Raw genomic sequence first — 614 nt, 5'->3', positions numbered from 1 at the left:
GATGGGCGATACCCGTGTCGCCGAGGCCACCGTCGAACTCGGCGCGCACAGCGTCTGGATGGCGGCCCGTAACCCCTTGCCCCTGGCCGAGGCTCGCAATCTCGGCGCCCGCGTGGCCATGGCCCGGGGCGCGCGACTGCTCGTCTTCCTCGACGTGGACTGCATCCCCGATCCCCGCCTGATCGACCGCTATCACGCTGCGGCGCAGACGGATAGCAGCGTTCTGGCCTTATTCTGCGGGCCGGTCACCTATCTCCCGCCGCCGCCGGAAGGCGGATACGACCTCGCCACGCTGCACCGCGCACGCGACCCGCACCCCGCCCGGCCCGATCCCGCCGGTGAAACCGTGCTCGACGGCGAGGATTTCGACCTGTTCTGGTCGCTGTCGTTCGCGGTGACCGCCGAAACCTGGCGCGCCACCGGCGGTTTCTGCACCCGCTACCGCGGCTACGGCGGCGAGGACACCGACTTCGCCTACAAGGCCGCCGCGATCGGCGCGCGGCTGCGCTGGGTCGGCGGCGCCGACGCCTACCACCAGCACCACCCGGTGTCGGATCCACCGGTCGAGCACCTCACCGACATACTCACCAACGCAACGCTTTTCCAGCGTCGGT

Annotated in this window: 1 protein-coding gene; it reads left to right on the top strand. The window is 70.5% G+C overall.

Annotated features, from left to right (window positions below; translation table 11 throughout):
* A partial coding sequence (locus ON39_RS33855; RefSeq protein ID WP_040740323.1) for a glycosyltransferase family 2 protein occupies positions 1-614 on the top strand: 614 nt, incomplete at both ends.

The organism is Nocardia tenerifensis NBRC 101015 (genome assembly GCF_000308715.1).
GTDB classification, from domain to species: Bacteria; Actinomycetota; Actinomycetes; order Mycobacteriales; family Mycobacteriaceae; genus Nocardia; species Nocardia tenerifensis.
Note: the sequence above shows the minus strand (reverse complement) of the source record. Positions and strands in the feature narration are given on the sequence as shown.